Source organism: Bradyrhizobium sp. Leo114 (assembly GCF_055229415.2).
Genome location: NZ_JBUYEN020000034.1, coordinates 50,747 through 77,237, shown reverse-complemented (window position 1 = coordinate 77,237; position 26,491 = coordinate 50,747). Strand labels below are relative to the sequence as shown.

At 62.1% G+C, this 26,491-nt stretch carries 28 protein-coding genes and 2 pseudogenes; 15 read left to right on the top strand and 15 right to left on the bottom strand.

Features of this window, described 5'->3' with window-relative positions; genetic code table 11:
• Window positions 1–212: 212 nt before the first annotated feature.
• The 4 genes and pseudogenes from ACZIRK_RS32365 to ACZIRK_RS32350 all read right to left on the bottom strand — a co-directional run.
• Window positions 213–893 (bottom strand): AfsR/SARP family transcriptional regulator, encoded by a 681-nt coding sequence (locus ACZIRK_RS32365; protein WP_245287500.1) that lies wholly within the window; start codon window positions 891–893, stop codon window positions 213–215.
• A 589-nt stretch (window positions 894–1,482) separates the two neighbouring features.
• Complete coding sequence (locus ACZIRK_RS32360) at window positions 1,483–2,154, bottom strand: tyrosine-type recombinase/integrase (RefSeq protein ID WP_245474947.1); 672 nt, start codon at window positions 2,152–2,154, stop codon at window positions 1,483–1,485.
• Window positions 2,155–2,847: 693 nt separating this feature from the next.
• The gene (locus ACZIRK_RS32355) at window positions 2,848–5,985 is read right to left on the bottom strand and encodes an ATP-binding protein (RefSeq protein ID WP_245474948.1); all 3,138 of its coding nucleotides are present in this window, start codon (window positions 5,983–5,985) and stop codon (window positions 2,848–2,850) included.
• Window positions 5,986–6,051: 66 nt separating this feature from the next.
• A pseudogene (locus ACZIRK_RS32350) lies at window positions 6,052–6,177 on the bottom strand (double zinc ribbon domain-containing protein); the annotation flags it as partial.
• Window positions 6,178–6,630: 453 nt separating this feature from the next.
• Between ACZIRK_RS32350 and ACZIRK_RS32345 the strand changes: the two are divergent.
• Window positions 6,631–7,725: a hypothetical protein gene (locus ACZIRK_RS32345; RefSeq protein WP_474418829.1), complete on the top strand. Its 1,095-nt coding sequence runs from the start codon at window positions 6,631–6,633 to the stop codon at window positions 7,723–7,725.
• A 31-nt stretch (window positions 7,726–7,756) separates the two neighbouring features.
• Here the strand turns inward: ACZIRK_RS32345 and ACZIRK_RS32340 are convergent, their stop codons facing one another.
• Genes ACZIRK_RS32340 through ACZIRK_RS32330 form a run of 3 tightly spaced genes read right to left on the bottom strand, consistent with a single transcriptional unit; the run spans window position 7,757 to window position 10,050 of the window.
• On the bottom strand, window positions 7,757–8,518 hold the full coding sequence (locus ACZIRK_RS32340; RefSeq protein ID WP_474418828.1) for a TfuA-like protein: 762 nt from the start codon (window positions 8,516–8,518) through the stop codon (window positions 7,757–7,759).
• Window positions 8,515–9,792 carry a YcaO-like family protein gene (locus ACZIRK_RS32335; RefSeq protein WP_130228652.1) on the bottom strand — a complete coding sequence of 426 codons (1,278 nt, stop codon included), beginning with the start codon at window positions 9,790–9,792 and terminating at the stop codon, window positions 8,515–8,517. Before ACZIRK_RS32335 ends, ACZIRK_RS32340 begins: the two co-directional genes overlap by 4 nt.
• Before the next feature lie 24 nt (window positions 9,793–9,816).
• Window positions 9,817–10,050 (bottom strand): hypothetical protein, encoded by a 234-nt coding sequence (locus tag ACZIRK_RS32330; RefSeq protein ID WP_130228653.1) that lies wholly within the window; start codon window positions 10,048–10,050, stop codon window positions 9,817–9,819.
• 405 nt (window positions 10,051–10,455) lie between these two features.
• Here ACZIRK_RS32330 and ACZIRK_RS32325 point away from each other — a divergent pair, with 405 nt between their 5' ends.
• On the top strand, window positions 10,456–11,976 hold the full coding sequence (locus ACZIRK_RS32325; RefSeq protein WP_474418827.1) for an ABC transporter substrate-binding protein: 1,521 nt from the start codon (window positions 10,456–10,458) through the stop codon (window positions 11,974–11,976).
• Here the strand turns inward: ACZIRK_RS32325 and ACZIRK_RS32320 are convergent.
• From ACZIRK_RS32320 to ACZIRK_RS32295, 6 genes are all read right to left on the bottom strand, one after another.
• Window positions 11,933–12,955 (bottom strand): ABC transporter ATP-binding protein, encoded by a 1,023-nt coding sequence (locus ACZIRK_RS32320; RefSeq protein WP_130228655.1) that lies wholly within the window; start codon window positions 12,953–12,955, stop codon window positions 11,933–11,935. The two genes, ACZIRK_RS32325 and ACZIRK_RS32320, sit on opposite strands and share 44 nt — an antisense overlap.
• Window positions 12,952–13,932 (bottom strand): ABC transporter ATP-binding protein, encoded by a 981-nt coding sequence (locus ACZIRK_RS32315; RefSeq protein ID WP_130228656.1) that lies wholly within the window; start codon window positions 13,930–13,932, stop codon window positions 12,952–12,954. Before ACZIRK_RS32315 ends, ACZIRK_RS32320 begins: the two co-directional genes overlap by 4 nt.
• Window positions 13,932–14,747: an ABC transporter permease gene (locus tag ACZIRK_RS32310; protein WP_245474949.1), complete on the bottom strand. Its 816-nt coding sequence runs from the start codon at window positions 14,745–14,747 to the stop codon at window positions 13,932–13,934. The genes ACZIRK_RS32315 and ACZIRK_RS32310 overlap by 1 nt, the downstream gene beginning before the upstream one ends.
• 68 nt (window positions 14,748–14,815) lie before the next feature.
• The gene (locus ACZIRK_RS32305; protein ID WP_130228658.1) at window positions 14,816–15,730 is read right to left on the bottom strand and encodes an ABC transporter permease; all 915 of its coding nucleotides are present in this window, start codon (window positions 15,728–15,730) and stop codon (window positions 14,816–14,818) included.
• An 831-nt stretch (window positions 15,731–16,561) separates the two neighbouring features.
• On the bottom strand, window positions 16,562–16,813 hold the full coding sequence (locus ACZIRK_RS32300) for a hypothetical protein (RefSeq protein ID WP_165435232.1): 252 nt from the start codon (window positions 16,811–16,813) through the stop codon (window positions 16,562–16,564).
• Between the two features lie 368 nt (window positions 16,814–17,181).
• Window positions 17,182–17,775: a hypothetical protein gene (locus ACZIRK_RS32295; RefSeq protein ID WP_474418826.1), complete on the bottom strand. Its 594-nt coding sequence runs from the start codon at window positions 17,773–17,775 to the stop codon at window positions 17,182–17,184.
• A 76-nt stretch (window positions 17,776–17,851) separates the two neighbouring features.
• Between ACZIRK_RS32295 and ACZIRK_RS32290 the strand changes: the two genes are divergently transcribed.
• From ACZIRK_RS32290 to ACZIRK_RS32245, 10 genes and pseudogenes are all read left to right on the top strand, one after another.
• Window positions 17,852–18,667 carry a hypothetical protein gene (locus ACZIRK_RS32290; protein ID WP_207231032.1) on the top strand — a complete coding sequence of 272 codons (816 nt, stop codon included), beginning with the start codon at window positions 17,852–17,854 and terminating at the stop codon, window positions 18,665–18,667.
• The gene (locus ACZIRK_RS32285) at window positions 18,582–18,866 is read left to right on the top strand and encodes an integrase core domain-containing protein (RefSeq protein ID WP_130226121.1); all 285 of its coding nucleotides are present in this window, start codon (window positions 18,582–18,584) and stop codon (window positions 18,864–18,866) included. The genes ACZIRK_RS32290 and ACZIRK_RS32285 overlap by 86 nt, the downstream gene beginning before the upstream one ends.
• Window positions 18,867–19,067: 201 nt before the next feature.
• A complete protein-coding gene (locus ACZIRK_RS32280) occupies window positions 19,068–19,421 on the top strand; it encodes a hypothetical protein (RefSeq protein WP_130226122.1) in 354 nt (117 codons plus the stop codon).
• A 61-nt stretch (window positions 19,422–19,482) separates the two neighbouring features.
• Window positions 19,483–19,833 carry a hypothetical protein gene (locus tag ACZIRK_RS32275; RefSeq protein ID WP_130226123.1) on the top strand — a complete coding sequence of 117 codons (351 nt, stop codon included), beginning with the start codon at window positions 19,483–19,485 and terminating at the stop codon, window positions 19,831–19,833.
• Window positions 19,830–19,961, top strand: a complete 132-nt coding sequence (locus tag ACZIRK_RS32270) for a hypothetical protein (protein WP_283813262.1) — start codon at window positions 19,830–19,832, stop codon at window positions 19,959–19,961. The genes ACZIRK_RS32275 and ACZIRK_RS32270 overlap by 4 nt, the downstream gene beginning before the upstream one ends.
• A 188-nt stretch (window positions 19,962–20,149) precedes the next feature.
• A pseudogene (locus tag ACZIRK_RS32265) lies at window positions 20,150–20,601 on the top strand (Hsp20 family protein).
• 83 nt (window positions 20,602–20,684) lie between these two features.
• A complete protein-coding gene (locus ACZIRK_RS32260) occupies window positions 20,685–21,008 on the top strand; it encodes a hypothetical protein (protein WP_028167095.1) in 324 nt (107 codons plus the stop codon).
• Window positions 21,009–21,094: 86 nt separating this feature from the next.
• Window positions 21,095–21,274: a hypothetical protein gene (locus ACZIRK_RS32255; protein ID WP_028167096.1), complete on the top strand. Its 180-nt coding sequence runs from the start codon at window positions 21,095–21,097 to the stop codon at window positions 21,272–21,274.
• A gap of 415 nt (window positions 21,275–21,689) precedes the next feature.
• Window positions 21,690–22,052: a PRC-barrel domain-containing protein gene (locus tag ACZIRK_RS32250; protein ID WP_028167097.1), complete on the top strand. Its 363-nt coding sequence runs from the start codon at window positions 21,690–21,692 to the stop codon at window positions 22,050–22,052.
• Window positions 22,053–22,130: 78 nt separating this feature from the next.
• The gene (locus ACZIRK_RS32245) at window positions 22,131–22,517 is read left to right on the top strand and encodes a response regulator (protein WP_130226124.1); all 387 of its coding nucleotides are present in this window, start codon (window positions 22,131–22,133) and stop codon (window positions 22,515–22,517) included.
• A gap of 384 nt (window positions 22,518–22,901) precedes the next feature.
• Here the strand turns inward: ACZIRK_RS32245 and ACZIRK_RS32240 are convergent, their stop codons facing one another.
• Together ACZIRK_RS32240 and ACZIRK_RS32235 are read right to left on the bottom strand one after the other, a co-directional pair.
• Window positions 22,902–23,927 (bottom strand): NAD(P)/FAD-dependent oxidoreductase, encoded by a 1,026-nt coding sequence (locus ACZIRK_RS32240; protein WP_474418825.1) that lies wholly within the window; start codon window positions 23,925–23,927, stop codon window positions 22,902–22,904.
• An 80-nt stretch (window positions 23,928–24,007) separates the two neighbouring features.
• Window positions 24,008–24,265 (bottom strand): hypothetical protein, encoded by a 258-nt coding sequence (locus ACZIRK_RS32235; protein WP_035691600.1) that lies wholly within the window; start codon window positions 24,263–24,265, stop codon window positions 24,008–24,010.
• Window positions 24,266–24,903: 638 nt separating this feature from the next.
• On the opposite strand from ACZIRK_RS32235, the gene ACZIRK_RS32230 reads away from it, so the two are divergent.
• The 3 genes from ACZIRK_RS32230 (at window position 24,904) to ACZIRK_RS32220 (ending at window position 26,473) form a co-directional block, all read left to right on the top strand.
• Window positions 24,904–25,725: a YihY/virulence factor BrkB family protein gene (locus tag ACZIRK_RS32230; RefSeq protein ID WP_245287502.1), complete on the top strand. Its 822-nt coding sequence runs from the start codon at window positions 24,904–24,906 to the stop codon at window positions 25,723–25,725.
• 121 nt (window positions 25,726–25,846) lie between these two features.
• Window positions 25,847–26,023, top strand: coding sequence for a hypothetical protein (locus ACZIRK_RS32225; protein WP_165435233.1), 177 nt, complete (start codon window positions 25,847–25,849; stop codon window positions 26,021–26,023).
• A 147-nt stretch (window positions 26,024–26,170) separates the two neighbouring features.
• Entirely contained in the window at window positions 26,171–26,473 is a 303-nt protein-coding gene (locus ACZIRK_RS32220; RefSeq protein ID WP_130226125.1) for a hypothetical protein, read from the top strand.
• Window positions 26,474–26,491: the final 18 nt, after the last annotated feature.

Below are 26,491 nucleotides of genomic sequence, written 5' to 3'. Positions count from 1 at the left end.
CTGAACATCTGCGGTGCAGTTGAGCATGACCGCCGTCCGCCGCTGTGTGTGCCGCCGTCGCCTTGCCGTCTTGTTCGCGCGCTCAGTGCGTATTGCTGCCGTGGCCGCGGCGCTTTCCGAGGCGTCCACGCAGCGTCGCAGGATCGCCCACGGGCAGACGACGGCCGTCCTGCAGACTCCGGAAAAGGAAGAGACAAAAAGGGAAGGGGAAGCTAGTGCGCGGTGCGTGAGGCGGGACAAATGCCGGCCACGCGCTTCGCCAACGCCTCATCCGGGGCCACGCCCAGCTCGCAGGCAAGGCGCTTTGCCAGCGAACGGTAGCACTGGACCGCCTGGTAGCGATTGCGCTGGGCGAGATATGCATCGATCAGCGCTTCGGCCGCCGATTCGCGCAGCGGCTCGGCGGCGAGCGCGGCGACCCCCGCCTGTGCTGCCAGCGCGAGATCGCCACACGTCGTCATCATCCGGCAGGCCGCCTCGAGCGCCTCCACCCGCAGCAGGCGAAACGCCTCCTGCCCGGCGATCAGCCACTCCTCATGCCAGCCGGGCAGAACGTCGTTCGATAGCAATACGATGTCCTCGAAGGTAAGCGCTTCGCCCTTGAGGGCACGGGCCGCGATGGCCTGCGCGCGCGAGAAATCGACGTCCGCCGACAGCACCAGCTCGTCGCCCATGGTCTCGATCCAGCCGCGCGGAACGTGCCACAGCGCGCGGCGGAGGTTGGCTCGGCCCGCGTCTTCGGCGAGATCCAGCCAGAGATTGCTGGCGGCTGCGGTGCGCGAGACCGGCCGGCCTTGAAGCGCGAGAAAGGCGAGAAGCCGGCGCGCCGGGAGCGAGAGGCGAACCATCGGGTAGACGCCAAGCCGCCCGAGAATGGCGACCTTGCGCTCCACTATCCTCTCACTGATGCCCCCCGTCATGAAGAGCCTACCTGGTCGCGAGATTATGAACAGTTCGACCGAGCTCTGGCCGGCCGAGTAAAATCTTCTGTTGGGCAGTTCGTATTCCGGCCGGTCCTTAAACTCTCGACACTAGGCTGACAACCGGCGTGGAATGGTACGCCCGCCGCCCATCGTGGGCAACAAATCGGGTTGGAGCCCGAGGCCGGGACTTAGCGACAGATTTAGTCGCGTTTTACTGTTCAATAGCGCGGGTGCGTGCGTATGCCGAAAACCGTGGTCGAACACTGTGGCTAACACGAGGCCTGGTGGCAGTTCGCCGCGAGCGCAGAATTTGCCGCAGATATCGCACATGGGCGTGCCCAGTCCTGTGCACATGTGAACCTCACCACAACTCCGACACGCGTTGATCAAAATCAGGCTCGACGGATTTGCCGCCAGAGCATCCTGTGCTCGCGTGAGGGATGCGCGAGGCGGACGAAGAACCCAGAGCAAATTCCGACCCGGACAGTCGCCCGATGCAGATGCTTTATCTCTCGATCAGTTCGTACCGTAGCGGTGTTTTCTATCCCGATAGTATGAACTAGTTCATTCTTGAGCCGCAACCAGAAGCTTCACGTCGAGCATGGCGGGTTCTATGCAAGGATAGGTTGCAAAAATGAAGCGGCGCACGCATCTGACAAGAGTACTGCCTTGACCGTCTGAGGAGGACGCGGCTGTTCACGCAAGCTATCTGTGTAGTCGACCTGTACGAAACTTCGCGCGGCCTTCGCCTCAAGGTTAACTTCGGCCAAAGTGTCCGGGACAAAGACATTCCAAAATTGATGGCGCTGCATGACCTGCGGAAGGCAGCTCCTACGGACTTCGAGTGGTAAGGAAAAACGCGTCCGAGGCCGCGCGTGAGAATCCGCTGCTCTAGCATAATCTGCCAGGCATCGTACCCGGTCGAATTGAGGAGAGGAACCACTTGGTCGTTCCCGTCTTTGCGTCGAGGATCTTTGCGGTCGCGAATAGTGACGGTTCGCTTCGACATGTCGACATCAGACCACTCGATGCGGCAGATCTCAGCTTGGCGCATCGCTGTCGCCACAGCAAAGCGAACAATTCTACCGAGTGGTAGATACTGTTGGGCGTTAGATTCGGTGTATCCGATCAGTCGATCGAGTTCGTCTTGACTAGGGCGCCGATCTCGTTCGTTTGACTTTCCGATGAACGCCGTGATCTCGCAGCGCCGTGCTGGACATGGCCCACCCAACCCTGCGATCGCGGCACCGAATATTGCGCTCGCTTTCGATTTTCCGCGACAGAAGTCGGTTTCGCTCGACCTGTAGCACGAGGTCTTTCAGCATCCCACGTACGAGCGTAAAGCTCCGCTCGCCCAAGGCTCACGAACTGCCTAAGCGTAAGATTGGATCAGATATCGTAGGTTTGGTCGGTGTGGGGAAAGGCAGTAGCGCTCCACTGACTCGAACCCCCGACTTTGGGCGAGACCATTTGAGCCTCGGAGTTCGCATCATGCGGAATGACGCCATAGCTATTGGGATCTAGTTGGACCTAGGTTGCCGGTGCTAGCTTAAACTTGCCCATGATGGATCGGAGCGAGAGTTGAAGTTTTTCAATTGGTTAGAAGGCGGCGTGTGCACGATGTGTGCACCGCGAGATCAAAAATCTAGAAACATGCTGCGCCCATCCGCGCCGGCAGGTGGGCGGCAGGGCGAGACTAGTTCTGAGAGGTGAATTGTAGGCGCTTGTATGGTCCACGAGTGTGGTCCAAGATCGCGTTTGGCGGCCATCGTCTGCGGCGAAAAGCCCCTTCGGACCAAGCGATTGGTCAGATCAGCGAGACTGGCTGGGGAACTGGAGGCTTCGCTACGATCTGTTACCTCCGGAGTTCCTAAATTCTAAAAAGACAATCGCCGAGAAGCAGCTTGGCCTGGACGCATTGCTCTTAGTGGCCCGGTATGCCTTTGACGTCCAGCTCGTCCAGGAGCATCTTGGCATCGCTGAGATCGGGGGTATCGAATCCCTCCGTGAACTGACCATAGATCTGCCGGAGAAGGTCGCGCGCCTCACCGCGCCGCTCCTTGTCTTGCCACAGACGGGCAAGATCTGTAGCGGCGCGGAGCTTGAACGCCAGCGCCCCTTGCCGATCGGCAGTTTGGATGGCCTGCAATAACCGTTGTGCGGCCTCCGCGGTTGCTTCGCCGCCGCGAGCCGCGAGGCATGCACCCGCCAGACGATGCGCTTCCGCCTCGAACAGGCGGTTGCGGCTGGTCGTGATGACGTCGAGTGCCTCCTGGACAACTTGCTGCGCGCGGTCGACTTCGCCGGCCTTCAGCAGGGCTTCCGCGAACACCAGGAGCTCATACTCGTAATAGAAGCGTCGCACCGACTGCCGTGTGGCCTCGACGGCATCCTCCATGCGCTCCAGACCCTCCGACACCTGCCCGGATTGAAACACGGTCCAGCCCAGAAGGAGCGGGCACACCACGAACATGTTGCTCCCTTGGTCGCGGCCGATGCGTATCGTCAGCTCGGCATATTCGCGGCACGGCTCCGGGGCACGAAGCATTTGTCGAAGCGCCGCTGACCACCATGCCGCATGGGCCAGGCTCGGAGGATGGCCGAGCCGCTTCCCGAGTTCGAGCGCAGCAACCGACATTTGCATCGCCTTGCCCGCAAACCCGGTGACCCAGAGCGTGATGGCGTTGTGCGCATAGGCGCACACACCCGTATCGTGACCACCATAATCGTAAGCATGCGCGTGATGACGCTCGGGATTGTACAGCGCGATGCCACGCTCGGTGTCGGCAAGGGTGATCGAATTGAGGCCGAGCACGTGGGAGTTCGCCCAGCGCGAATGATAGGCCTCAAGCATCAGATCGGGATCAGCGAGCCGTTCGGCCACCTCGACGACCTCGTTGGCCATTCCAAGCGCCTGCTCGGTCCGCCCGGTAATCAGGTTCGTGTACCAGTTCCCCCACATCGCTCGGAAGAGCTTCTTGTCATCGCCCAGTCCGCGACCGAGCGTAACGGCTCGGGCATAGTGATCGACGATCTCGTGCCCCGCCGAACGAAAACCGCGCGCGATAATCAGGGCGGTCCCGAGCCCAAGCCGGATGTCGAGCTCCTGCTGCCAGCGCTCCGCCGAATCAGACATCTCCTCCAGAAGCCGCAATGCGTTGGAAAAGTGCTTCAGCGCCTCGCTGCCGGCCGAACGGCGCAAAGCCAGCTCGCCGGCGCGCTGCCAATAGATCGCGGCCTGCTTCCTCAAGCCAGCTTCGGTGCGGTGGCGCGCCACTACTTCCGGCTGGCTCTCGACAATCTCCGGAAAGATATCCTCGATCGCTTCTGCAATGCGGGCATGCAGGCTTCGGCGGCGGTCGCGCAACAGCGTGCTGTAAGCTGCATCCTGCAGCAGGCCGTGCTTGAACAGAAAGTTCGACCGCGGCAGCTCGCCGCGCTGGAAAATGAGGCCGGCCTCGACCAGCCGGCCGAGCGTCTCCTTGATCTCCACCTCAGGCCGCTCGGCAACTTTGGCCGCAAGCTCGTAGGAAAATTCTCGGCCAATCGTTGCGCCAATCTGCGCGATCTCCTTGGCCGCGGGACCGATCCGGTCAAGCCTCGCCATCAAGGAGGCGTGCAGGGTCGGCGGGACGGAGAGCGGCATGTGCGACGTCGACGATCCGGCCCGCCGAGCCGGGCCGGCTTCCACCACGGTCTTGGTTACCTCCTCCAGGAACAATGGCACGCCGTCACCGCGTTCGACGATTTCTCCGATCAGGTCGCTCGGCAATGACTTCGCCTTCGCAGCGAGCTGTCGAACCAAGGCTTCGCTGTCGTATCGGTTCAGACGATTGAGCGTCAGCATGGTAACGTGCGGCTGATCTGCCCATGGCGCGACAAAGTCGGGGCGAAAAGTTGCGATCAGCATGACGCGCATGCGCTCGATCCGACGGATGAAGAGATCGAGCAGCTCCTGGGTGGTCGGATCAATCCAGTGCAGGTCTTCAAAGATCATCAACACTGGTTTTTTCTGCGGCAACGCGGTGAGCTGCCGCTGTAGCGCTTCAAAAGTTTCCTCCCTCCTACGTCGCGGGTTGTGCTCCACAGCGGCATAGCGTTCGGTGGGCAATAGCAAGAGTTCAGCCAGGAGCGCCACGTCCCGCTCGGCCGCAGAAGTTTCAGCCATTAGCGCTTCCAGCTTGTCCAGCTTTACCGCGGGCGTGTCTTCCCGACCGAACCCGGCTGCCCGCTCAAGCAGATTGATGACCGGGAACAAAGCGCTGTCCTGATGGTGAGGCGAGCAGAAATAGTGCAATTCGATGTATTGCTCCACATCAAGCGAATCCCTGAGTGCCACCGTCAGGCGTGATTTGCCGATGCCGGCTTCGCCGGAGAACAGGATGACGCGTCCTTCGCCGGCTCTTGCCTGTGCCCAGCGGCGGAGCAAAAGCTCGGTCTCCTCTTGGCGATCGACGAACGGTGTCTCGGCGGAACGCAGCGCCTCGAAACGACTCTTGAAGCGGTTCTCGCCCAGCACCCGCCAAGCGCGTTGAGGCTCTCTAAAGCCCTTGAGGTCATTGAATCCAATATCCTCCAGCGCAAAGACCGACCCGACTTGTCGGCGCGTGCCATCGGCAATTATAATTGTGTTTGGCTCCGCCAAAGCAAGCAGCCGGGCGGCGAGATTTGGCACCTCGCCCAGAACATCCTTGTCGTTTCCTGGTCCGATCAGGTCGCCTACGACCACGAGTCCGGTGGCGATGCCGAGCCGGATCTGAAGCGGCTCGGAGCCCTCCAATCGTCCGATGCCTTCGATCAAAGCCAGGCCGGCCCGCACGGCCTGCTCGGGGTCGTCTTCGTGGGCGTCCGGGTAACCGAAATAGATGAGAACACCGTCACCCACGCGGCGGGCGACAAAGCCGCCGAACCTGGGCACGATCTCTGCAACGCGCTTCTGGTACGCGCCGATTACTTCATGAAAGTCTTCGACGTCGAGATGGACAGACAACGCTGTCGAGCCGACAAGATCGCAGAACATGACAGTGAGGTGGCTGCGCTCGGCAAGCGCGGCACGGGGCATCGCCGGCGTTCGTTCGGGACTTCGAATGACCCCGCCCGAGCCCGTGAGGCTCGTGCCGCATTTGCCACAAAACTTCGCGCCGGGCGCTTCGCTGTTGCCGCAGGAAGGACAGCTGAGCACCAATGCCGATCCACACTGACTGCAGAACCTGGCGAGTTCTGAGACGTCTGCGCGGCAGTTAGGGCACTCCATACCACACCTTACTCTAGCGGATTAAGATAGCACAGCCGTCGTTCTGCGCCCACCCGCAGCAAGATCGGCTCTGTGGTGCGACTTTCCCCTGTCGCAGATAAACTCGAAAGCATTATTGTCATAATAAAATACGTCGCTGGACGAAAATGAGGGCTGGCACGGGCTTGGTTACCCACGCAACCTTTCACTCAGTTACAGAACGTAACCGCGCTTTATGGCGCGAGGGTGGTGTGAATTGCAAGCCGGAGCGGCCGGTTATGCCGGCAGGCGACGAGCCGAGCGGCCAGCACGAGCAAATTAGACTTGTACTCCCGCTCGGCGTGGTTGTTGAATAGGCGTTAGGGCAGGGCGGCTTATTCCACGAATGCGTGGCCATCGGCTGTCCCCAGAACATATCCGAGCGTTAGGCCGGCAATGTCACCGGTCCCGCCGAGGAGGATTGGAGGCGTAGCGATGAAGTCGAGCGCGTTGTTTCCTTTCGTCGTTCTGATGATGGCCGCCTGTTCGGTGCAGGCCGCCGAAAAGCGTAAGCTGACCGACCCCCCGGTCAGTTTTTTCCAAGGGACGTGTGAGAGCGACCCCGACGGCAAGAAGTTTGCAGCGAAGGCCTGCTACACCTCGTATTATCCGGGGAGGGCGATTACCCGTAGCCGGTACCGGCCCCCGACCTGCGAGGGCACGGTGAGCGATCAGCAACGGGACATGCTGGCAAGGGCGTATAGCCGGGCGCCAGACTACATGAAGGGTAAGCTGTGTCGATTGACGCAGATGTTTGTGACCGATTTCAGCATGGAAGGCCCGATGGGTTGGGGCTTCTGGGAAGGTCCGGACCGCCCGCCGGGTAAAGGCGTTTACCTGGCCGTCTCTAAGTCCGAGCTTGAGATGAAACAGTCGGTCGCCGAGGGCGAGAACGCGACCGTTGCCATGCTTCTGGGCCTGCAACCCGGAGGCGAAGGGATGGGAGCGGGGCTGGTGGGCTTGCGATCGGCCGCTCCTGCTGATCCGGAACTGACGGTTCTCGCCGGAATTGCTCACGAACTCGGTCACGCCTTGGTCGCCGACACGAATGCGGATGGGGTGAGGAGGGCCCACCCGCGACGTAAGGTGAGTGGTCCACCGCAAAGTGCATGCTTCGAGGATGCTTTTATCAATGCATCCTGGGATTCGGGGCGATTTGAGAAGAGTATGCGGCGATGGGTAGACTTCGGCAGGCAATACAACAACAGACAAAAAAATCCCGACATCCGAGTTAGCCTGCGCCGACTGAGGACTCTGGCTAAGGCAGGCAATTTCAACGCAGTAAATGATGCGATCAGGAAAGTGTACCGCAGCAGGGAATTCGTCATTTTCAGTGGGTCGACTAACCCATGGGAAGACATGGTCACGACGTTCACGTACAAGGTGCTGGCGGATACCATGCCGAGCCTGTCAATTGAACTCCAGCTCGATGGTCAAGACATTAACGTGCTCGGCCTGCTCAAGTCCGAGGTTGTCGCAAAGAAGGTAGATTGCTTGAGCGCCCTCGGGTTCTTGACAGGGCAGCCGTGACCGGAACGGCTTGGAGGGTGTAAAGCCCAGCTCAGGGCCGCGTGTGCAATGTGCGACCGGTTGCCCGCTCGATCAGTTGGCGGGCTTCCTCCCAAGCGAACGTGTGGGCGACCTGGTAGCATACCTCAAGGGGGGGCACGCCGCGTTCGAGATGGGCCATCATGGCGTGAAGCATCTCTTCCGCGTCGATCCGTTTTTGATCGAGTTGTCCGCGAGGAAGCCAGGCAGCGAAGCGATCGAGCGCGTCCGACGCAAGCCTGCGCGCGGTTGCAGCCTTCACGATCGCCTCATAGGTCCTGTCCTTGTAGAACAGCGACTTGGCGACCTCGACCAGCGCGGATGCGACGTCCGGCTCCACGATACCTGACTGGAGCGCATGCTCGAGGGTGGCGCGCACATTCACCATAGCCTCGGTGACCTGGACATAGTCGACCTCGGCGGGCCCGTGCAGAACCGCGACTTCGTCGTCATCGGTCAATTCGCCGGTGCGGTACTGCCGATAGATGTGGCCGACGCCCTTCATGCCGAAATCGGCGAGCTCCGCGGCCCGCAGCGCGCCAATGCTGGCGGCGCCGTACACATGGATGCCCTGCGACATGGCCCACAGGATTTCCTTGTGCCAGACAGTCGGGACGGTTTCGAAATAGCCATCTATGACGCCGATTAGCGCCGGTTGGTCCAGCGCGGCCAAATACAGGTCGCCGCGCTGCAGGGGGGGCCGCCATTCAAAGCCAGCGATGTCTGGGCGCGTGTATGGCGGAAATGACGGGCCGGCAAAAACGATGGCGGTCATTCGACGTCACCGCCAGCGCGTCGCGCCCGAAAGCCCGGGACATAGCGGGGATGGGTGCAATCCCATTCGAGGCCGGGGATCACCATCCTCACGACGGGGATGCCGAAGTCTGGGCGCGTCAAATCGACCGCGATCGCCCGCTCCACACCGACGGTGCGCAATCGCTCTAGCGCCCATCGCAGATCGGCCGTTACGTCATCGCTATCGAAATTCGGCAGGTCGGCAAACGCGCGCGCCTCGGCAGCCCGCGACAGGGCGTCCAGCAAGGCTGCACCCAATTTATCCTTTGCCGATTCCGTGTAGTCTAAAAGATCGTCCCGAATGCCGGCGATATAGGTGAGCCGGGTCTGTGCGGCCTCGGTCATTGCCCGGGCGAGCGCAATGGCGCGGTTGGGGTGGCAGCCAGCTCCTCGAAATCGTCTCAAGTCTTCGGATGGTTCGTCGATCGCAGCAGGAATGTCACAAATGAATGCGGGAATTCCGATATCGGACGTGACGTCCCAAAGCCGCGGCGCAATGCGCGCGCGTTCGTATTGATCGAGCAGCCTCCGGCAATCTTCATCGGCGATGGAGCCGACATCCAATCGGCAGCGCGAGCGCGCGCGGATGTCCTGCGCGTGCCAGCCCGCAACGGCGTCGCGCTCGACGAGTTCGCAAATAGCGGAGCAGATCGCTTCGGCAAGATGATTGCCGGCAGCTAGTCCATTGGTGCCGGAAAGAAAATGCTCGCCGCTGTGACTGGTCGGCAGCGTGTAGTCGGTATGCACCACTTCCCAAGGCACCCAGCAGGGTTCGCGAAGAAGCAGATCGTAGCCCCCTATCCAGGCGATCTCGGTTCGATCGGGAAAGGGGACGCCGGTGCCGCAAAGCGAGGCGGGGGATATCACGCGGGCCTCCTCTGAGAGCTGACGGAAGCTCGCGACGACCGTGCGCTCCGTGAGGTCCTCTCCGTGAAACAGCTCGATCGCTTCCATCATGGCGGAGGCGAGCGCCTGGGAAAGATCGAGACCCTTGCCTTGCGAGACCGAAAATGACCGCGAGTTCGGGCGAACGGCAACGGTGACCGGAATTCCAATTCGATCCAGTCCCGTCACATTGCCTACACGGGTGATCCCGATCCGCCGCGCTGCGGGCGCAACGCGGGCCAGGGTCTCTTCCGGCGTGGTTGTCCGATGCGTTCCGCGCTTAAACGATTTGAGAACAGGGCCCTGGAGGCTACTAGCCAAGCCGTTGAGATGCGGCTGCTGCACGGCGACCGCGATCCTAGCGACCAAGGTCGCATTGCCGTGGCAATGGGATCATTTGCCGTTTCCTGTACTGCTCGTTGCCCGGGAGTTCTTGGGCTTCGCGCCTTTGCCGCTTCCGCCGCCGCTCGCGACGATCATGGAGCCGACGGGAACGGATACCGACCGTCCGTCAGCCTCATCCCGCAAAAGCTTCTTCAAATGTGCAGCCTCGGGGGTGTCGCCCAAGTGCAATTCTTCGAATGTGCGGCCGTCTTGCGAGATGAAAATCTTCTCGCTGTCGATCATGATGGCGACTTCGTCTGACCTTGAAGCGGACCGGCTCGACGGTTCTGCCGCTGCCCCGGACGACCGGAGCTCCGGCCTGTCCGCCCGAGCATCGCCAACGACTGCTCCGAAACCCAGCAACAGTGCGCCCCAAGCCGGCAGGTATGACCAGATCTTCCTCAGCTTCGGGTGCGGCATGTGACCCCCCTCACACGGGCAGATTGTACGTACCCAATAGAACACAACCCGGTACCGGGAAGTCAAGTGAGACCGGCCAAGAACCCCAATTCGGTCCCGTCACCGGTCCTTGAAGATCGGGGGGCTGCGGCACCAACTTGCATCCAGTGCATAGGCGCGTGTTGCTTCTGCTATCGAGGTGGAGTTTCCTCAACACTTGGTTTTTGGATAGGGTCTGGACAAATGCGATTGGATATCTGGCTTCGGAACGCGGTACCGGCCGTCTGCATGGCACTCGCCACGGTCGCCCCGGCGTTTGCGCAGAAATCGGCTGACACGCTGCGCATCACATGGCGCGATGCCGTTCCTGACATCGACCCATACTACAATTCGCAGCGCACCGGGATGGTCGTAGCGTTCCAGGCTTTCGACTGCCTGGTCTATCGCGACCCCGTGACTATGGAGATCAAACCTGCTCTGGCCACCTCGTGGCAGCAGATCGATCCGACCACGATCGACTTCACCCTCCGCCAAGGCGTCACGTTCCAGAACGGCGACCCGTTTACCGCCGATGACGTGGTGTACACGATCAATACCATCATCCGCGACAAGCGGGTGGCTATCCCCGCGTACTACTCATCCCTCGCCGGCGCCGAGAAGCTCGACGGCTTTCGGGTGCGCATCAAGCTGACCGGCGTGTCGCCGGCCGTGTTGGAATACCTGGCCATGGTGACGCCGATCTGGCCGAAGGCCTATCGCGAGAAGCTCGGCCCCGACGGCTTCTCCCGCGCTCCGATCGGCACCGGCCCCTACAAGATCACCAAGGTCGACGGCACCACTCAAATCGACATGGAGCGGTATGACGGTCATTACGCCGGCAGCCCCAAGGGGCGGCCCGCCATTCGCTTCATCAAGATCCACCAGGTGCCGGACGCCACGACCGAAATGACCGAACTCCTCGGCGGCAAGGCCGATTGGATCTGGGGCTACAATGCGGACCAGTTCGCCAACATCGCCAAGATGCCAAATCTGGAAGCGCTCCGGTTCGGGACCATGCGGGTCCATTTCATGACCATCGACGCGGCCGGCCGCACCGGCGCTGGCAATCCGCTGACCAAGCTGAAGGTCCGGCAGGCGATCATCTCGGCCATCGACCGCCAAACCATGGCCAAGCAGCTGATCCAGGGCGATTCCCAGGTCATCGACTCGCCGTGCTTTCCGAGCCAGTTCGGCTGCGACGTCTCGGCGGCCGTCAAATATCCCTACGATCCGGCCAGGGCGAAGCAGCTTCTGGCCGAGGCGGGCTATCCGAACGGCTTCGACACCGAGCTGATCTCCTATAACACGCCGCAGATCAACGCTGCATTGCAAAACTATCTCAAGGCCGTCGGCATCAACCTGCGGATCCAGCAGCTCCAGATCGGCGCTGCGATCCAGAAAGCAGAGGCCGGCGAGGCGCCGCTCTACTGTGGCAGTTGGGGCAGCAATTCCATCAACGACATTTCCGCCTTCATGCCCTATTTCCTCGGCGGAGGACTGGACGACTACGCGCGCGATCCCGAGGTGCAGGAGCTCCTGAAAAAGGCCGGAGCCACCCTCGATCCGGAAGTGCGCCGCCAAGCCTATAGCGAGGCGATCAGGCTCGCCACCGAGCGTGCCGATTTCGTGCCCCTGTTCAGCGCCGTCCGCTACGTCGCCTTTTCAAAGCACCTGGTCTTCGAGAGCTCTAAGGACGATCTGCCGCGCTTCTATCTGTCGAGCTGGAAATAGGCCATCGGACCGTCTCGCCGGATAGGTCCGCAACCGCCAGCAGACATTCGACGAGACGTCCGTCCTTGCGGATGTTGTCCGGAGCCGTTCCCGGGCATTCCGAAAATGCCTTCGGGCAGCGCGGGTGGAAACGACAGCCCGAGGGTATGTTGGTCGGATCCGGGTAGGCGTCGCCGAGCCCCACCTCCGGGACGCCCAGCGCCGGATCGGGCGTCAGCACCGAGGCCAGCAGTGCCCGGGTATAGGGGTGCATCGGCCGGCGGAATAGGTCTTGCGTCGGTGCGTGCTCGACGATCCGGCCGAGATACATCACCGCCACCTCGGTCGCAATATGCTCGACCACCGCGAGATTGTGGCTGATGAAGAGATAGGTCAGCCCAAGCTCGCGCCGCAGCTTCGCGAGCAGGTTGAGGATCTGCGCCTGTACCGACATATCGAGCGCGCTGGTCGGCTCGTCGCACACCACGATGCGCGGAAGCAGCACCAGCGCGCGCGCGATGGCGACGCGCTGCCGCTGGCCGCCGGAGAGTTGCCCGGGCAGTCGTTCGGCCATCTCGCTGGAGATGCCGACGCGCGCAAGCATCTCCATGACGCGGTCGGTCCGCCGCGGCTTCGGCAGGTCGCCTTGCGAGGCCAGCGGCAGGTCGACAATGTCGCGAACGCGCTGGCGCGGGTTGAGCGAGGAGAACGGGTCCTGGAACACGGGCTGGATCAGGCGGGCGCGTTCGCGCCGATCCATGGCGCCGAGGCTGCGCCCATCGATCAGGACCTCGCCTGCGGTTGGCGGCAACAGGCCCATGATCAGGCGGGCAAGCGTCGACTTGCCGCAACCGGATTCACCAACCACGCCCAGCACGTCGCCTGTGGCAAGCGAGAAGGTCACTCCGTCCACGGCGCGCACCGCGCTACGCGCACGCCCGAGGCCGCCCCTCTGCTGGAATTCCTTATAGACATTGCGGACTTCAATCGCGAAGGTCATGCCACGGCGTTCCGCTTCCAGTTCGGCGGCAGTCGGCAGCGATAGAAGTGATCGGCGCCTACATCGCGCAAGCGTAAGGTCTGGGCGCATTCGGCCGTAGCCAGCGTGCAGCGGTCGCGAAAGCCGCAACCCGAAAAGCCCGGCGCTATGCGAGGGACCACGCCTGGAATGCTGCCCAAGGGCTCGCCAGCCTTGGTCATGCCGGGCACGGGGATGCAGTCCAACAGACCTCGTGTGTAGGGGTGCGTCGGCGCCTTGAAAATCTCTCGGACGGGACCGCTCTCGACCATTTCGCCTGCATACATCACCGAGACGCGCTGTGCCATCCGCGCCACGATCCCGAGATCATGGGTGATCAGCAGCAGAGCCAGGCCCAATTCCTCCTGCAGCTGTTGCAGCAAGCGCAGGATCTGTGCCTGCACCGTGACGTCGAGCGCGGTGGTGGGCTCGTCGGCGATCAGCAATTCCGGGCCGCACATCAGGGCCATCGCGATCATCATGCGCTGGCGCAGACCACCGGAGAGCTGATGCGGATATTGGGCGAGACGCATTCCCGGCGCCGTGATGCCGACGCGCGCCAGCAATTCGGCCGCCCGATCCAGGGCTTGGCGCCGCGTCGCTCGCCGATGGCGCTCGAAGACCTCGGCCATTTGCGAACCGATGGTATAGGCCGGGTTCAGGCTCGTCATCGGCTCCTGGAAGATCATCGCAATCTTGTCGCCGCGCAGGCGTGCCATCTGCCGTTCCGACATCCCGAGCAGGTCGTGCTCGCGAAAGCGGATGTGATCGGCGCTGCGGATGGCGCCACGTGGCAACAGGTTCATCACCGACAAGGCCGAAATGGATTTGCCGCAACCCGACTCGCCGACGACGCAGTGCGTTTCGCCGCGCCTAAGCGTCAGCGATACACCCCGCACTGCCTCCATCCGCGGAAACGACACGCGCAGATTGGCGATGCTGAGCACTGCGTCTCGCATCACGAGCGCCATTGTCGCAGGTCCGCACGCAGCATGTCGCGCAGTCCGTCGCCCAGCAGGTTGATGCCGAGCACCAGAACGAACAGCGCAACGCCGGGGGTCACGATCACCCATGGGCTGAAGAACATGTACTCCTTGGCTTCGGCGATCATCAGCCCCCAGCTAGGCAACGGCTGGGGAACGCCGAGCCCGAGGAATGACAAGGCCGCTTCGAGCAAGATCGCGAGCGCCATTTCCAGCGTCGCCACCACCACCAGGTGGTTGGCGATGTTGGGAAGCACCTCACGCAACAGGATGTGTGCGCGCGACGCGCCGGCAGCCTGGGCGGCGGCAATGTAGTCGAGGTTGCGCACCTGCATGGTGGTGGTGCGCGCCACCACCGCAAACCGTTCCCACAGCAGCAGCCCGAGCGTTAAAATAACCACCGCAAGCGAGCTGCCGACCAACGCCACTACCGTCAACGCCACCAGGATCAGAGGGATGGAAAGGCGGCAGGTGATCAGGAACATCATGACGGCATCGGTCCGCCCGCCATAGAACCCGCCGAGGATGCCAAGCGTGGTGCCGATGATGCCTGACGTGACCACGGTCAGTACCCCGATCAGAAGCGAGATGCGCGCGCCGTAGATCAGCCGCGACAGGTAGTCGCGGCCGATCTGGTCGGTGCCCAGGAGATGCGTCGGTTGGCTGCCCTCCATCCATATCGGAGGAATGAGGCGCATGTTCAGATCCTGCGCGAAGGGATCATGCGGTGTCAAATAGGGCGCAAAGATCGCGACCACGAAGGCGGTGGCGACGATCGCCGCCCCGAGCACCGTGGCGAGATCGCCAAATGCGGGCAGCCGCCACCGGCTCGACAAGGCTTGTGAGTCGTGAGCCGTTTTCACGCCCGTAACCTCGGGTCGAGCAGCGCATTCATCATGTCCGCCAACAGGGTGAGTGCGATATAGATGATGGCAAGGAACAGCACGACGGCCTGAACCACCGGAAAGTCGTTCTTGGTGATCGATTCCCAGGCGAGGTAGCCGACTCCCGGCAGCGCGAACACCGACTCCGTCACGACGGAGCCGCCCAGCATGAAACCGAGCTGCACCGCTGCGATCGAGACCACCGGCATCGCTGCATTGCGCAGGGCATGCTTGAGAACAATCGTCGACCAGCTCAGGCCCTTGGCGCGCGCGGCGCGGATGTAATCCGCGGAGAGCGCCTCGATCATTCCGGACCGGGTGAGGCGCATCACTGCAGGGATTGCGGAGAAGGCCAGCACGAACCCCGGCATGATGTAGCCCTGCCACGTCTCGACGCCCGATATCGGCAACCATTGCAGGTTCAGACCGAACACGACGATCAGTATCAGTCCCAGCCAGAAGCCCGGCATCGCCTGCCCGAGAAGCGCCACCAACATGATCCCGCGGTCGATCACCGAGCCCTCCCATACCGCGGCCAGTATCCCCAACGGCAGAGCGATCAGCAGCGCGATGGTCAGTCCGGTTAGGCCAAGGGTCAGCGTCACCGGAAGCCGGTCGCGGATCAGTTCCGAGACTGGGGCGTGGAAGAGGTAGGACCGGCCGAGGTCGCCCTCGGCGGCGTGGCCGGCCCAATCGAGAAACTGCACCACCAGCGGCCGGTCGAGGCCATAGTTTTTCGTAATGATCGCAATATCCGCGGCCGTGGCGTTTGGTCCTGCGATCGACGCGGCGAGATCGCCGGACAGGCGTGTCAGCATGAAGCTGACGACCAGGACGGTGAGGCACACCAGCGCGGCTAGCCACAGCCTGCGGAGGATAAACGACAGCATTGCCGACAACTACGGCAGGCGATGGATAACGGCAAGTTCGGGATGCAGGACAATGGAGCGGTCACGTCTAAATTTGAGTGCTGCGTAGAAAATGTTCGCAGAATGCCTGTTGCCCCACCAGCCCGACCACGATTGCAAGTAGAGGCGGACACGGCACGAAACCGAGCTGAGAGCACGTCGGCGCGCCCGCGCCTATCTCCGCGCTCGATCAGCAGTTGATAAGTTCTCGAACTGTCCGGGCACCGGAGAGCGAGGTGTCAGCCCCCTAGTGCAGACGGCCGCGCGGCGCCCTCCGACGGACAGGCCGCGCCGTAAGGGCCTTTTTCTGAGAGCCGAAACAGCAGCCTACTTGCATGGTCCACGAGCGTGGTCCAAAATTAGTCTGATGGTCCATCGTCTGCGACGAAAAGCCAGCTCGAATCAAGCGGTTGATTAGGTCGCCGAGTCTGGCTGGCGAACCTGGATTCCATAGTGCGATCGCCGAGGCCCGGGATACGGAGCGGTCCGAGGGCATGACCGAAGCTGAGTTCTGGGTCAGGCTGGACCAGAGATCGCATGAGGCCGTATGTCCGCTGATGGTCCGCGCATCGAGCGGCATTACATCGAGACTGTGCGAGGGCGGATTCGTATCGCGACTGCCGGAGGCCTCCTCGGTATTGTGGGTGAGTCCGCCGCACCGGGGCGTGCGACCCTTGTCCGGATAGGCTCAGAAATTGGGTTCAATTCGTCGGATTTGCGATCCCTAAACCATTGATTTTGCTGGGCAAGGAGCTGACTGGCCGGTCTTGCTTTGACGAGATGCGTGCCGGCCTTCAACGTCGCTCTCGTCTTTCATCCGGAGACGGTCAGTCTGACGTTGGCCTGTGAATAGGCCGAGTAGAAGCAGTCGCCGATCAACTGGCGCCCTATCGTATCGGCGGCAGCGACGAGTGCCATGAACTCTGGCATGGTGACCTGAACAATGCGTCCCGGCGGTGTTTCGAACTCCATATCGAGCCGCGGATTCGGTGACAGCCGCCAGTGGGTGCTTTCCGTGCCCCATGTCCACGCCGCAGACAGCGTCGCAATGACGGCCCTTGCCATGTGTGCACCGCGCCGGCGGACCATGTACTCATGCAATGCCCGGAACTCCGCCCTGCCGATCGCTGCTGGTGGCATCGAGGCGACATCCGCGCGCGAATGCTCGATGCGAAGACCCGCGCGCTCGGCGTTCTTATGTGCCTGGTTGCCGCGATGATCCGTGAGCAGCGGCTGGAAGGAATCCTGGAAGGCTTGCGACTTTGCCCGTTTGTTAAACGAAGTGCCAAATCGCCGTCGTGCCGGCTCGGAGACCGAAGGGTCGCATTAGGTCTTAATTCGAAGCGGCTGCAGGCGCCAATACAGCTTTCGTCAATGAAGCAGCGGGGCTTGCCTTGCACACGGGTGCGGTCGGGAGTGCGCATGTGAATGACTTAGAGAAGTCGGACCGTTATCTTGGCCTTGCCTCCATTGTTAGGATAGAAGCTGTCGTAGACCCACGGTAGGCCGATAACCGCGTCGTTCACGTAGAGGAAGAGTTCGCCGCTTCGGGCCGCCTTGAATGTTGCCTTGTATGCTTGCGGCGTCGTGTTCGGGAGCGGAATGGGATCGAGGAAATATTCGTCGACGCCGGTTTCGCCAACCCGTGCGATGATACGATACCAAGGCCTGAACAGAATGCGGCGCAGGAGGATGGCGCCACGAAACTTCCATCGATTTGAGAGGTCGATGGTCGACGTGCGGAAACCTGCGGGCGTTGTCGGCCGTCCGGCGTCTTCCCAAGGTTCGGCGACCGTAATCTTGATTTCGTATGAACGGCCTGCAAAGACCTTCAACCCCGTGGGTGCACAAAGCGCTGATGTTGCGAAGTCCCTGCCGTCCTGATCGATTCCCTTGTTGACAGGGGTTAGCTTGTCTTCGGACGTGCCCTTGCAGAAAGCCCCCATGGAATCGGCGGCGTTAAAGAGGAAATGGCTAAGGATGGTGGCGCCAACCCACACCATCGCGAGCGCCAAAAGGAGCGGCAAGACGTGTCTCTTCCCTGTGTGTACCGAAAACCTCATCCGAGTGTGATGCCGCGTTGGAATCACCTAAGCTGGCGGGATGATCGGGCTGTTCTGCTTCGCCCTCGCCGTCCTGGCCTCGCCATTCAGGTCGAAGTTACGGCTTGAAGCCGAGAACGCGGTGCTGCGACATCAGTTGATTGTCTTGAGGCGCAGGCCGCGTGGTCGCGTTCGCCTCACGAACCATGATCGCTGGTTCTTTATCCAGCTGTATCGTTGGTTTCCAGCAATCCTGCAGGTTCTCACGATCATCCGGCCCGAAACGCTGGTGCGTTGGCACAGAGCCGGATTCCGCTGCTACTGGCGTTGGAAGTCGCGCCCACGGGGAGGGCGACCGCAGATCGAAACGGAGCTGCGCGTCTTGATCCGGCGGATGAGCGTCGAAAATCCGCTTTGGGGCGCACCTCGCATCCACGGCGAACTGCTCAAGCTCGGGTTTCAGGTCGCGGAGTCGAGCGTCGCCAGGTACATGGTCAAAGGGCGAGGGCGGCCCAGCCATGGATGGCGGATCTTCTTGCACAATCACGCGCCAGACATTGCTGCCATGGACTTATTCGTTGTCCCAACAATTGGCTTCAAACTGCTCTATGCCTTCGTCATCGTTCGGCTGGACCGCAGAGATCTTGTCTGGATCAACGTCACAGCACATCCAACCGCCGAATGGGTCGCGCGTCAACTAACGGAGGCATTCCCCTGGAACGAGGCTCCGCGCTACATGATCCGGGACCGGGATTGCATCTACGGTGCCGTCGTCACACGCCGACTGTGCCATGGGTATCCGGGACAAGCCCATTGCACCTGCCTCACCCTGGCAGAATGGCTTTGTCGAACGGCTGATCGGATCGATCCGGCGTGAATGTGTGGACCACATCATTGTCCTGGGCGAGGCACATCTGCACCGGATTCTGAAATCCTACGCTCGCTACTATAATGCGACGCGCACACACTTGGCTTTGGGCAAGGATGCGCCCGTTTCTCGCCCAGTTCAGCGAACCGGTGAAGTCAGGGCACTTGCTATCCTGGGCGGACTTCATCACCACTACCGCAGGGGTTAGGTTTTCGGTACACAGAGGTGTTTCAACCCGCAAGAGCGCCGCGGGCTTCGCTCTACGCAGATTTTTAGCGCGGGTGGGAAGCTAACTTTTCTTAGCGATGTTTTCTGTCAACAAATGTTGCCGCAGCGGCTCCGAATGAGACCCATGTGAAACCTTCGCCGGCTACTTCGTCCCCGTACCTATATCGACGGAGCGATTGCCATGAGACCCAGACGTACCGAGTTCGCCAACTTCGTCCTCGATCTGCTCGACTTCATGGAGGAAAAGCTGCGGGAAGCCCTTGCCGACGAAAACTCAAGGATCGCTGCGGTCGGCGAGGCCGCCGGCGCCATGCCGCTGTTGCGCGACCGCCTTCGCGAGGATGAGGTGGTGCAGACGCAGTTCACGCTGGTCTTCGACAACGAGCTCTATGAGCCGCATGCTTCTGAGCGCTGGCGCAGCCTGGCGCGGATGCCGCGCACCGACTTCGAGGGCGAGGTCGAGGCCCTGGTCAAGCCGGGCGGCGCGTTCGCGGCGCTGCGGGCGATCGCAGGCGCGACCCAAGGACTCGACTGATTTCGGCGGGCCCCGACTCGGATAGCCTGGCGCCGCTGGTGCCGAGAGGCGGGTCCAACCGATGGTTGCCGATCCGAAGCCAACGAAGAAAAAGCGAAGGCGCAAGCCGGACGTCTACTACGTTGTGGCGGTCGAGGACTGGAGCTGGGGCTATTCGCTAAGCCTCAACACGGATCGGCAACCGGTCGATCCCTACCACGAATTCCGCCACCTCCAGGTCCGGGGCAGGTTGCTGCATCCGAAGGGCCCGAGGACCGGGATCGAGCTGACGTTCCTTCCTTCGAGGGATCTGGATCCGGAGGAGCGCAAAGCGCTGCGGCCGCTCGGCGTCGGATCGCTCGACGGCTACGGCGATCCATCGCTGGGTTGCTCCCGCTGCCCATGGACGCGCTGCCTCCGATCCTGCAGATGATGATCGGGGCGCGCTTCAAGTTCGTCGCGATGCACGGCACGAAGTTCCGGGCGACGCTCGACGGCTTCCGGTTGGAGATGAAGCTTGATCCGGACGATCTGCCGGAAGGGGTTGAGCTGCCGCGCTGATCCGTCGGCAAATCGTTTACCAAACTCCTTGCGAAAATTTCCCGTCACCCCTTGAAACTTTTTCGCGGCTTCCAAATTTGTTTGTCGCCGCAGATGCGGTCAGGGTGCCTTCGGGGCCCTGCAAGGCGGGCGCCGGTCAGGTGTCCGGTGCCGGCTCGTACCCAACTTGCTCTTTGGAGGATTTGGCTATGAGGTATGATTGGACTCCCCTGTGGAGGTCGACCATCGGTTTCGACCGCCTTTTTGACGTTCTCGACGAGGTCCAGCGGACCGCCGAAGAGACCTATCCCCCTACAACATCGAACGGCTCGACGAAAACCACTTCCAGATCTCGGTGGCGCTCGCCGGCTTCTCGCCCGACGAGGTCGCGCTCACGGTCGAGCAGAACGTGCTGACCTTGGAAGGCCACAAGGCCGAGAAGGAGGAGAAGACCTTCCTGCATCGCGGCATCTCGGCGCGCAATTTCAAGCGGCAGTTCACGCTCGCCGACCACGTCGAGGTCAAGGGCGCCCGCTTCGAGAACGGCCTGCTCATCATCGACCTGCAGCGGGAGATCCCCGAGGCGATGAAGCCGCGCCGCATCGACATCAACGGCGCGAGCCCGAGCAACGTCAAGCAGATCGAAGGAAAGGCGGCCTGATCAGCCTGCGACGTCCATGATCCGCGCCGCCGCGCGGACCCGCGCGGCGGACACCGGCAACTCGTCCAAGTCAGGAGGCGACCATGCGGCCGACGACCGCAATCCACGACAACGTATTCGATTTCGACTACCTGCTTCATCCCGGCACCAAATTCGAACGCCCCCGGGATGTAGTCTTCCACTCGGGCCTCAGCCTCGGCGAGAAGCGCGCGATACTGGCCTCATGGGCCTCGGATGCATCGGCGATCGCATCTTGCCCGTCGCTGCGCGCTCCCGAAGGGCTGAAGGCGCCCGTCACCATCGACGAAATTCTCGAGGCGCTGTGCGATCTCGATGGCGGCCCGCGCCATCCGCCAGGCGGCAAACCGATGCGCCTTCGGTCGGCCGAGCGTTGTGCGGCGGCATGAAGGGCGGCGGCATCGGGCTCAAGGCAAAGGGAAACGCTTGTACCCGCATTGCGAGCGGCAGTAGGCTGCCTCGGCAGGGAAATCCAATGGCGGTGATCCATCCGATCCGGAAGGCGTGCCCGGCGTGCGGGCGGCCGATGAAGCTTGCGCCTGATGATCCGGGCAGGGGCGGCGAGCGCTATGTCTGTCCATACTGCGACGGTGACCCCTGGCACGATCCCGCCGCCCAGAAGTGGATCGACAGTCCGCTGAAACCGCCAAGCTAATCCTAGACTCCGGACGGGAATCGGCCTCGGCTGGCAGGGGCTCGCCGGGCCGATTTTATATCCAAGGGCTGCAGCCGTTCGACCCGCAACGCCGACGATCGTTCTGGCGGAGCCGCTGTGGAAACCAACTCCGGGTTCGCGTTCGCAAGAATGAGCGGCGGCCGGAGCGCGCTCATGCCGCTCGGTAATGCTTCGCTTCTGCAGCTGGTTCGCTTTGAGCCACCTCAAGGCGCGTGGTCCACGTGCCGGGCTTCCGGTGCAGACCGGGGTGACACGATCCCGAATATCAGAGCGGACCCTCTGAACGATCTCTTGCCCGCTGCCCGCAGGAATCTTGGACCTGGGGCGATCCTTCAGCCGGGAACGGAGCCATGGTCGTCCGGTTGACTCCGGAAGACACATCCAGGAGGTCAACATGACCATGGAAGATCGCGAGACGTTCAGTCTCATCGGACGCGATAAGGTCGAGGGCACGAACGTGTACGGGGCCGACGGCGAAAAGGTCGGCTACATCGAGCGCGTCATGATCGACAAGGTCAGTGGCAAGGTGTCCTACGCAGTGCTCAGCTTCGGCGGCCTGCTCGGCATCGGCGACGATCACTATCCGCTGCCCTGGCAGGCGCTGAAATACGACACCAACCTCGGCGGCTACGTCACCGGCATCACCCAAGACCAGCTCCGCGGCGCCCCCAAATACGCCGACGAGAGCAGTTGGAATTGGAGTGATCCGGCGACAACGCGCGCCGTGAACGCCTACTACGGTGTGCCGGTGGCTTGAGGCGGCACGGCACTCGCGGGCCAACGCACCCGCCGTCATGCGAGACGACCGGCCTCTGTCGTCGAGGAGACTTGAAAAGTGAGTAATGCCGTTCGTGTGCTGGTCGTGGAGGATGAAGCCCTGATCTGCAGCTTCATCGAGGACGCCTTGTCGGACGGCGGTTTCGAGGCCTGCTCGGTCCACTCGGGGGAGGCAGCCCTGTCCACCTTTCGCGACGGCCGTGAGCGGTGTCGCGCGCTGCTGACCGACGTCAACCTCGGCGATGGCATCAGCGGATGGGAGTTGGCGCGGCAGATCAGGGAGATTACGCCGGCGTTTCCGGTGGTCTACATGACGGGCGCCAGCGCGGGAGACTGGAAATCGCAGGGCGTCGTTGGCAGCGTCCTGATCGAGAAACCTTTTGCGCCGGCGCAATTGGCGACCGCCGTCTCGCAGCTACTCGACGCCGGTGCCTCGCCGGGTTGAGGCGGGATGCGGCTACTGGCTCAGGACATTGCACTCGACATCACGGCGGCCCTTCCCATCAGTGCAGCCCGGCTTTTGACCCCAAGGCGTCATTCCGGGTAGTCGCCTACTCGTCTTCTCACCAAGAGAAGTCAGACCGCGCCGTAGAAGTGCCGATATTGCCAGGCGGCTTCCCTCTCCAATTGCGGTTCAGACCACGATTGGTTTTTGAGGCGCATGACAGACATTGGCGATAGATCGACAGGCGGCTTGCCATCGAAAATCCAAGCCGCAAGCGCCTCTCCGACCGCTGGCGAGATTGAAAGTCCGGCGACATTGCACCCGCTGGCAAAATGGAAGCCGGTCGCTCCGGGGCCGGGCCGAGAATATGGTGGCCGTCGGCGGTCATTGTCGGAATGCCACCGCGAAATTCCCGCACCTTGGCGGTTTGCAGGACTGGAGCTGATCCTTGACGTCCGCAGCGGCTGAACGAAGCACCTCGATATCGAGTGGCATGTCCTTGATATCGAAACTGGGTCCGAGCGATTGCATATCGAAAAATCGCGGCGTTTCCTCGTAGACACCCCATAGAAAGCCGCCCTGGCAGGGCCGCGCGTACACCGCGGCATCCATGATCCGAACCATCGGCAGGTCAGCACGCGCGCCATCCAAAGGCTCCGTGACGATCAGTTGCTGGCGGGTCGGTACCAACGGCACGCGAATTCCACTCGCCTCCGCGACCTGTCGCGTCCATGCACCGGCTGCATCGACAACGACCGGGCCTTCAATTCTGCCTTTCGCGGTAGTTACGCCGGTCACCTTGCCAGCGCTGATGTTCACGGTGAGCACGTCTGTTTTCGGCAGCACGGTTGCGCCCCGGTTCGCCGCTGCTCGGGCGAAGCCGATAGCAACCTGCGCTGGATCGAAATACCTGTCGTCACCGATCCTCATCGCCGCTACGACGCCTGTCGGCTTTAAAAATGGATTGAGACGATTTGCCTGCGCCGGAGAGATCAGCTCGACATCAAGGCCCATACGGCGGCCGCGTTCAAAGTCCGCCTCGATAATCTCCGCGTCTTGCGGCCGACGCGCGATCTTCAGGCTGCCCGAATCCACCCAATCCAGAGGTTGCCCGGTTTCTTCCGTGAACGCTTCAATCTTGCGACATGCGTCCTTGATGAGGCCAATCATCAAGTCGCTTTTGCGAACGCAGCTCACCATGCCTGCAGCGCGGGGCGAGGTTTGCGATCCGAGATCATGCTTGTCGAGAAGGGCGACGCTGAGGCCCTTGCGCTTGCTCAAGTAGTATGCGGTTGCGGCGCCCAAGGCGCCGGAACCAATGACAATAACATCGGCCTTGCTGATCATGACGCAATGCCTCCAGAAATCCGTCAGCAGCAAACGTACCACTTGGTGGAGGTCGATGACCATTCCCCTTCTCTGGACGATAGCCGTAGCGAGGGCCGCTTGTGGCCCATCGCATCATTTCGCTGAGTTGCGGAATTCAGCCGCTATCCGGGGTAAGCGGACTCTGCCGAGCCGTCCGCCCCGAAGGTTTGTGGGTTTACACCTAATGTGGTGACTATTCCTTTGCCGCACAGGCTGCTGCGGCGCGAGCGGCCGACCGCCATCCAGTCCCGCAGCAGGCCTCGGTCCTCTTTCGAAAAGGACGCGCGCCGCTTGAGATCCGCCAGCGTCTCGCCAGGATGGCATCGCTCGAAATCCTCGCGGATCAGCGACTCGAGGTGGGCCGTCTCCTGACAGGTCATTGTGGTGGCAGGAGCTCTCTGCTGCCGATCCAGCGCAGCGCATCGGACTGCATCGGATCGGCGTCAACCTGCGCTGCCTGGATGGTGCCGCATTTGGCGCACCGCAATGTCCAATGCTCGAAGCCGCACGGGCCGGGGCCACATACTGCACGGTCATATGGGCTTGGCACCTGGGACAGCGCCGGTGCTGCGTCGCGCGCGGCGGCAGGACGGTGGCGGATGTCTGCGTAACGGACATGGCAATGCACGTCTCAGAGCAGGATCTACTTAGGTAAATTTAAGGCGGGCAAGTTTCGCTGCAATGGAGTTGGCGGTCGAAATTCGTGACGGAGCCCTCGTTTCGCGGGCGCGAAAGACTGAACGAGGGCGGATCTGGCACGATCGTGCGGCGATCTCATACGCCTAGCCATGGAGCTCTAACAGTCTACCCAGGATCGGCGGGCGGTTTCAATCGCGATCGGAACGCAGGTGTCCCGGACGAATTGGTCCGGCGGGCCGTGCGAAAATGCTGGCCTGCGTGGCCTCGCCTCCCCAGCCCCCATAGTCCCCAAAGGCGGGGCCGCGCTCAGAGCGGTGGCTCGCTGGCGAGTGCAGGCTCAGGCGCGGACAGAAAACTGATGGGACGGCTGTGGCAGATATTGAAGGCGGCGTTCTCAGGCTTCCTGACGAACGATGCTCTGAGCCGCGGGGCGTCCATCGCGTTCTACGCTGCGACCTCGCTGGCGCCGGTGCTTCTGATTGTCGTGGCAATCGCTGGCCTGGTCTTCGGGCAGGATGCCGCTCGCGGGGCGATCAGCGAGGAGCTCGGCCAGCTTCTGGGTCCGGCCGGCGGCGAGTTCATCAAATCCATCCTTGAACGCTCCAGCGATCCTGGCTCTGGGACCATCGCGACAGTTCTCGGCGTCGTCACCGTTCTGATCAGCGCCTCGGGCGTGTTCGGCGAGATGCACACGGGGCTGAACAACACGTTCAAGGCCAAGCCGAGCGAGGAGCCGATCTCCGCCTTGATCCGGACCCGCGCCGCCAGCCTGGGCCTGGTCGCTGCGCTCGGCTTCATGCTGGTGGTGTCGCTGGCTGCCAGCACTGCTTTATCCGCCCTCGGCGACGTTTTTGCGGGGCTGCTCGCCGGCAAGGTGCTGCTGGCCGTCCTCAACACCGTCGTGTCGCTGGCCATCTTCACGCTGCTGTTCGCCGCGATTTACAAGGTGCTTCCCGACACCCCGATACCCTGGCGCGACCTGATGCTGGGAGCATTTGTCACGGCCGTGCTCTTCGCCATCGGCAAGTCCCTGATCGGAATCTACCTAGGCCGCGCCGCGCCCAGTTCACCCTATGGCGCGGCCGGCGCGCTGATCGTCCTCATGTTCTGGACGTACTATTCGGCGCAGATCTTCCTCTTCGGCGCCGAGCTCACCAAGGCCATCGCCGATGAGCGCGCGCCCGCCGATCGCCGGGCTTGAAACGAGAAACCTAACAGCGGGCGGGCCTGAAGGTTTGGAGCCCTTCAAATTGCCGCTTCCGTAACAAACCACCGCGCCGCGCATTGGCCCGTGGGACAGAGCATCGAAGCAAGATGACGCCATGGCCAGAAGCAAGGAGTTCCTGCTGGAGCAGATCGCCCGGGCGCAGCGCTTCGCGCAGGCCATGAACACCGTCGCCGACCGGGAACGATTTGAGAAGATGGCGGCGGATCTGCGAACCGAATTGGACGCCGCCGAAGCGGCGGAGGGCCAAAAATCTGCCGCAGCGACCGCATGACGCCGTCGGACGGGATTTTGATGGGTCTGCCGGCCATTCCACTTCTCCATTCGGTTGCCGGAGCAACTCCCGCTTTTTGAAATCCGACTGAGAAAGCGCGGCCGGGCCTGCAGGTGGTACCTGTGCACGACCGATGGCCGCGCCGTCATGCAGGGATCGGAAGGAAGCCGGACCGCCGCCAGGTACCGCGCTGTTTCTGATGCTGCTGGTTTCGGCCTGTCGACCGCCCGGACCAGGTTCATCAAGGGCGTTGCCGCCGGCGCCGGCCCTGCTGCGGCGGCCGGCGTGCCTCTGACAGTTCTCGACACAGGCGCAGCGGAGTCGCCCGACGTCTATCGGCACTCTCTGTTGCTGGCTCGTCCAGATCAGCATGTCGCGTGGCGTGGCGACCGGCTGCCGGACAATCCCGTAGCGCTGATGAACATTCTTCGTGGCAGCCAAGGCGTCTAGCACAGACAAACAGGACCA